The sequence below is a fragment of the uncultured Fluviicola sp. genome (assembly GCF_902168135.1).
Taxonomy (GTDB): Bacteria; Bacteroidota; Bacteroidia; order Flavobacteriales_D; family Crocinitomicaceae; genus Fluviicola.
Genome location: NZ_CABHOL010000031.1, coordinates 24,908 through 30,907, shown reverse-complemented (window position 1 = coordinate 30,907; position 6,000 = coordinate 24,908). Strand labels below are relative to the sequence as shown.

Genomic DNA, 6,000 nt, shown 5'->3' with positions numbered 1-6,000 from the left:
GAATATAATTACTATAAATAATATATTACAATGAAAAAACTTCTCTTAATAACAGCTTATTGCATGATATATTCATTTACAAATGCTCAAGCTATCGAATATGGTTACGATAATGCGGGAAACCGGGTTTTACGGCAAGTATACGTCATGCGTCCCGCGTCATCTCAAAAATCTGCAGCACCCGAAGCTTCGGATGCTTTGGAAGATAAAGCCGGTGAATTTGAATTTGTCCTCTTTCCCAACCCAACTAAGGACGTGCTGAATATTTCTGTCAATGATTTGTTCCTGGAAGAAGAAAACAAAGAAGTAACCGTGTTAGACCTGAATGGAAAGGTACTTGCAAAGCAAAAGGTGGAGGGCAGAGTGACTAATCTCGATTTTAGTTCCTATACGCCGGGGCCTTACATTGTAAGGATGACTACTAAAGGAAAACAAGTTCGTGAATGGAAAATAGTGCGTGAATGATTGTCCGTTTCCGTTTATAAAAACAAAAATCCCCGCTTGATCAAGCGGGGATTTTTGTTTCAAATTGAGGGGAGGGGGATAAACATATGTCTATGCGTATTGGGTAATCATCCTTCAGTCGGAGCAACAACTTCTTCCTCTTCCGGCTCCGGGAAAACAATGGTCTTCTCCAGCACTTTGGTAGGAATAAAAGGCTGGCTGGTTAACGGGAATAAATCCATCAATTCACCACTGTAATAAAACTCGTAACACAAACCGCCGAAAGTATATTCCTTGTCGCCCACATTGAAAGTTGATCCGCCCACTGCCGGGTTTTTCTTCGGTTTACTTTTTTGGAAACCAAGGTTATACAAAGTTCCGAGGATTTCCGGTCTGTACGCTAAAGTAAATCCTTCCTTTTCCCAGTGCGACTGGAACTGACGCAGGAAAAATGCGGTGTACAAATACGAATAGAAGTGATCACCGCCTTTCATTAAGCGCTGAATGGTCAAATGTTTATGTGCTTCGATGGTATCGTTTACCAATTCCGGGAAAGAATCTTTCACATTCAGGCAATTTTGGTAATAAGCTCCGGGGTAAAAAGCACTGCTTTTGTCAAACAGGTTCTTTTCGATTTTTAATGCGGTATTCTGAAGGATTCCGGTTACACCATATCCGCGGTTGGTAGTAAGGATCAATCGGTTATAAGGAACGACGTATTTTTTGAATTGCTCCCGGGAAGAGTTAAACATACGGATTTGTTCACCTACCAGGCACATCACTATCAAACGAGACTCAACTCCCGTAATACGCGAAACCGAGTCTATTGCAGCACTGTCTGCTCTCACTACGCGGCAGAATTCTTTCCATTCGCGGTAATTTGCCCAGGGATAAATAGAAAGAGAGGCTTCACTTGCTTCTGCTTCAATTCGCTGGAGTTCCCGCTGATATCCTTTGTGTTTCTGCATCCGAAGATTGGCAGCATCTAGCATTCTCAGCGCAATAGTCACGTCTCCAGAACGATGGAAAGCATCCAGGATCAGCTTAGCATTCTGAGGATAATATTTAGCCAAAAGTCCTACGTTTTGGTACATCTGGCGCTCCTGTTTTGCAAAAGTAAGACTGTCTGTTTGGAATCCCTGGTTGTACTTGCCGGCCATTTCGGAAAAATAGCGGCTGTTCAGGTCCACATTCCCGCTGTCATTGGTCCACTTAAATTTAGCGGCTAAAGCAACACCGATCAGGGCCATGGCGAACAATGCCAATAGATGGATCACTCCAAAATAACCGCGGCGCAGCCATTTTTTGAAAGTACTTCTGGGTTGTTTAGTGGTTTCGGTTGGTGCCTGGACCTGAGTCGCCTGTTGTTCCATCGATGGTCTAATTTTGTGCAAATGTATAAATCTGTTACGAAAAATGAACACATCAGCGTGCAATCTGTTGAAAATGATTTCAATCAGTGGATTTTGATGAACAAAACGGGGATTTGAGTGTATCGCTTTTAAATCCATGTCCATGAAAATTCGATTACTTCTGATAGTATTTAGTCCTTTAGCCTTGTGTGCTCAATTACCTGATTTGAAGGTCCCTAAGTTCAGAACTACGGAATATGAAAATTTACAGGCGAAAACAGTTGCACAAACACCGGGTGATTTTCAGTTAAAAGGTCCGGTCAAAGAAGTCTGTGAAACCATTTGCATGCTAAAGGAAAACGGAGAAGACAGTTCTTTATGTTTACGTGCTGAATACCTGTTTTCGGCGAAGGGGAGGCTGTTAGACTATTCGGAAGATTCCATGAGTTTTGGGCTCATGCGTTATAACGACGCTAATTGGATAGTAAATACGTATGATTCAACAGGTGAAATGCTTCTCAAAACAATTCGCAGAACCAATTATTACCAAAAATCAAAAACCGTGATTCGATTTAATGAACAAGGTTTCAAAACGCAGGAAATTTATACCTGTTATGACTGTGAATCTTCTATGGACCGCAGCGACCCTTTTTACGACAGCATTTTTGATTATACGTTGAATTATCAGTGGACTCCGGATTTCGACAGTGTCCGTTTAGAATACCGGTATGTGAAAGCAAGATCACCGTACCAGAGGCAAAAGGATATCACCCGTTCATTTGTTCGCGAATTAAGTAAAAAGAGAAATACTCACCCATCCACATCTTTTACAGATTTCGAGAACCTTTATTTCAATTCCTTTCAGGACGATATCAAAACCGATGGGCGAAACCGAATCATTGAGTGGACCGTTTGGGACCACTCCATAAAGAGCTCCATGAACGTTCATCGTAAAACGGAATACTGTTATAATGACAACGATGAATTGACCGAGATCAAACATTATTCGAGCGCTTGGAGCGGTTCTGAATTTAATTTCCAGTTGGAACTCAGGGAAGAGATTACTTATATTTCTTATGATGCAAATGGGAATTGGATTGAACTGGAAGTGAGGGTCCAACCCCAAAAAAGAAGACACATTTATACTTCGAAAGACGTAGACTTTAAGTACAAACGAAACATCAGTTATTATTAATTTTTCAGATCATTAATCGTGCACCGCTGAGTTTATTTTTGGAAGGAATGTTTACCTTTCCGTTTTCCAAACACAACCGATAAATTCAGCAATGGAGAAACCTTTTTACAATCCACAGGAAATCAAAAAAGAATTATCGGTTCTGTACAAACATTTCCCACAGACCAAGCGCCTGCTTCGAACCTTTGGTTGCGATGCACTGACAGCGGAAGATCTCTTCCAGGAAGCACTCATCATTTACCTGCGTAAGAAAAACGATCCCGATTTTGAGTTCCAATTGGAACCAATCCACTTTATCAAGCAAACCTGTAAACTGTTGTGGTACAACACTGCCCGCAAAGAACAAAAACAGGGTACAGGAAATTTGGAAACGGATGTGGAAGCAATTCCCGAAACCTGGATGGAGAAAGAATTGCAGTACAAACAATTGGAAAGCGCATTAACGAAAATCGGGAAGCAGTGTAGGGAGTTATTGCATTTGTTTTACGGGTTGGGCTGGAACATGGTGGATATTGCCAAAAAGCTCGATTTACGAAACGATAAAGTGGCGAAAGCGCAAAAATACCGGTGTATGCAGAAAGCCAAAGATTTGGTGCAGGAAGCTCAAATGAATGTTGAACTCAATCAATTTTAACCATGGAAACAAATTGGAACCAATTGATTGAGCGTTATTTGAACAACGAGCTTTCAGCAGAAGGGAAAACGGCTTTTGAAGCAGAATTAAAGCAAAACAAAGAACTTCAGCAGGAATTTGAATTGCATAAACTGACTACCGAACTCATACAACGGAATTCCTTAAGAAGATTGGTGAGGCAGTCGGGTAAATGGTTTCATATAAAGAAACTGTTGATCAAAGCCGGAATAGGAGTAATTATTGCCGGTGTTTTGGCCGCTTCGGTGTATGTCATACTTAATTGGGACAGCATTACCTGGAAACCCGAATTCCTGGAAAAACCCTTCCTGGAAAAATTAGAGAAAGAATTGGTTTTCGAGAACATCGCCCCGGAATATTTCCAATTCACCGGAGAATCGGATGTGTTTTTATCGGAAAGCGGTGTTTTATTGAGCATCACGGATGAATCGTTTTTGCTGAATGGAAAAGCGTACAAAGGCGAAGCAATCGTTCAGTGGCAGGAAGCGCAAAAAGCATCCGATATTGTAAAAGCCGGACTGAGTACCAAATCGGGGGATCGCTTACTCGAAACCCAGGGAATGTTCAGTCTCAATGCATTCACTCCGGAAGGAAAGAAACTGCAGCTGACGGACAAAGGTGTTTACGTGCAGGTACCGGTAGATGAGCTGAAAAAAGACATGAAACTCTTCACCGGAATTCCCGGAAAAAATGGCGGAATTGATTGGCAAAATCCGGTTGAACTGGAGCGTCTGCCCAAACCGAAGGACATGTCTGAGATGGATTTGTATCCCCCGGATTACGAGCCGAAGCTGAATGAATTGAAGTGGTTTACTGAAAAAACAAAACGCGATAGTTTGTATTTGAGTTTTGAGGAGCATTTGTCGGAAGAATTTGATATGACACAGGAAGTTATCGATATTGCTTACCCCGATTATTTTGACGCAAAGAATATTGATTGGTACAATAAGCCGATTGATGAATACCCGAAAGATCCGAAGTTAAGAGGCGAACTGCTTTTCCATGCTAGATGTGCTACTTGCCATATGGCGCATAGTGATAGAACAGGACCGAAATTGTTTCGAGTACGTCAAAAATGGGCTGAAGGCGGTGCAAAAGAAGGGTCTATTTACCAGTGGGTGGCGGATTGGAGTAAGGCAGCAATGTCTGATTCATATGCCAGTGAAGTTTCAAACATTAAACCTACGGGAATGATGAAATTTCCCGAATTGGAAGGACGAACAGCTGATATTGATGCGATTTTCAACTACATTGATGACATTCCTTTCGGGTATGAAATGACTGATGCAGCACCAAGAGAAAGCTATTTGATTCCTCCTTCAAAAGTACTGGCAATATGGAACCCGAAGTTTAATAACACGAACCTGGCCACGCAAGACTTTGAAGACCGCATGAAAGTAATTCACGGAACGTGTGATAAGAAAGTACTGGAAGTCTATGTCTCCAACCTGAACACATCTTTGTGGAAACTGGATGAACGCGTGGTAAAAATGGGGTATTCACAATTTCAGCAGTTTGCTGATCAGAAAGTCGGGGTGATTAAAATTGATGATGCGCACCAAAAGAATCTGAACGCGTTCTATAAAAAGGCTATTGAAACGATTCGTGAGAGAGGAAAGAAGGAGTTGGAAACTGCTCTGAAAAGAGAGCGCCAGTGGGATAAGGAGCTTGAGCGGGAGCGTGAAAAAGAACAACTTCGCAAAGGGATGCGGGAATCCGCAAATCTGGAAGAAGAATACGGCTTTAACCTGGCAAACGTAGGGAAACAGCTTGGTAAAACGCTCGGATTCCAGGTTCATGGAGGAGGAACTGTTCTCAATATCGACGCCTATGTCAGAGAGGCAACGGTAAATCGACAATCAACGGTCATTACCGATCCTGAAACAGGAAAAACGGCTCAAATCACTTATGAACCCATGTCTGTTGAGGTGAAAAATGCTGAAAAGTACGGACGTTTGTATTTGTATTTATTCTCCAAAGAGATCAACAGCTACCAGCGCCTGGATTTCAGAAACGGAAAACTGGAGTACAATCTAAACGGAGACATGAATTACACAGCTGCGGTTATCGGAATCAACGAAACGGGATATTTCTATCACCAGCTGAATGAATTGAAAGCCGGAAATCTGGGTGTCATTTCTTTAACTAAGATCAGTGAAAAGGAATTCGAACAGAAAATCACCGGATTGAATAACATTCGAACTACCAAGCCGATGGATTTAAAGGATGAGTTGAACTGGTTATTCAAAGAAAAGGCGGATTACGAAGTCCAAAAGAAACGCCGGGAAAATGCAGCTTTCCGAAGAGAGGTTGAACCGACGGTTTATAAGTGCCAGATGGAATTGCGTAATCAATAA

General features: G+C 41.9%; 5 protein-coding genes. 4 read left to right on the top strand and 1 reads right to left on the bottom strand.

Annotated features, from left to right (window positions below):
• The first annotated feature begins 30 nt into the window (after nucleotides 1–30).
• Complete coding sequence (locus tag QZT69_RS11975) at nucleotides 31–465, top strand: T9SS type A sorting domain-containing protein (protein WP_294674409.1); 435 nt, start codon at nucleotides 31–33, stop codon at nucleotides 463–465.
• A 107-nt stretch (nucleotides 466–572) separates the two neighbouring features.
• On the opposite strand, the gene QZT69_RS11970 is transcribed toward QZT69_RS11975, so the two are convergent.
• Nucleotides 573–1,817 (bottom strand): hypothetical protein, encoded by a 1,245-nt coding sequence (locus tag QZT69_RS11970; protein WP_294674408.1) that lies wholly within the window; start codon nucleotides 1,815–1,817, stop codon nucleotides 573–575.
• 142 nt (nucleotides 1,818–1,959) lie between these two features.
• Between QZT69_RS11970 and QZT69_RS11965 the strand changes: the two genes are divergently transcribed.
• From QZT69_RS11965 to QZT69_RS11955, 3 genes are all read left to right on the top strand, one after another.
• Nucleotides 1,960–2,991, top strand: a complete 1,032-nt coding sequence (locus QZT69_RS11965; RefSeq protein ID WP_294674407.1) for a hypothetical protein — start codon at nucleotides 1,960–1,962, stop codon at nucleotides 2,989–2,991.
• 91 nt (nucleotides 2,992–3,082) lie between these two features.
• Nucleotides 3,083–3,625 carry a sigma-70 family RNA polymerase sigma factor gene (locus QZT69_RS11960; RefSeq protein WP_294674405.1) on the top strand — a complete coding sequence of 181 codons (543 nt, stop codon included), beginning with the start codon at nucleotides 3,083–3,085 and terminating at the stop codon, nucleotides 3,623–3,625.
• Nucleotides 3,626–3,627: 2 nt separating this feature from the next.
• Entirely contained in the window at nucleotides 3,628–6,000 is a 2,373-nt protein-coding gene (locus QZT69_RS11955; protein ID WP_294674403.1) for a c-type cytochrome, read from the top strand.

Coding starts and splice junctions, on each gene's coding strand:
- QZT69_RS11975 (WP_294674409.1), top strand. CDS start 31: ATGAAAAAACTTCTCTTAATAACAGCTTATTGCATGATATATTCATTT.
- QZT69_RS11955 (WP_294674403.1), top strand. CDS start 3,628: ATGGAAACAAATTGGAACCAATTGATTGAGCGTTATTTGAACAACGAG.
- QZT69_RS11965 (WP_294674407.1), top strand. CDS start 1,960: ATGAAAATTCGATTACTTCTGATAGTATTTAGTCCTTTAGCCTTGTGT.
- QZT69_RS11960 (WP_294674405.1), top strand. CDS start 3,083: ATGGAGAAACCTTTTTACAATCCACAGGAAATCAAAAAAGAATTATCG.
- QZT69_RS11970 (WP_294674408.1), bottom strand. CDS start 1,817: ATGGAACAACAGGCGACTCAGGTCCAGGCACCAACCGAAACCACTAAA.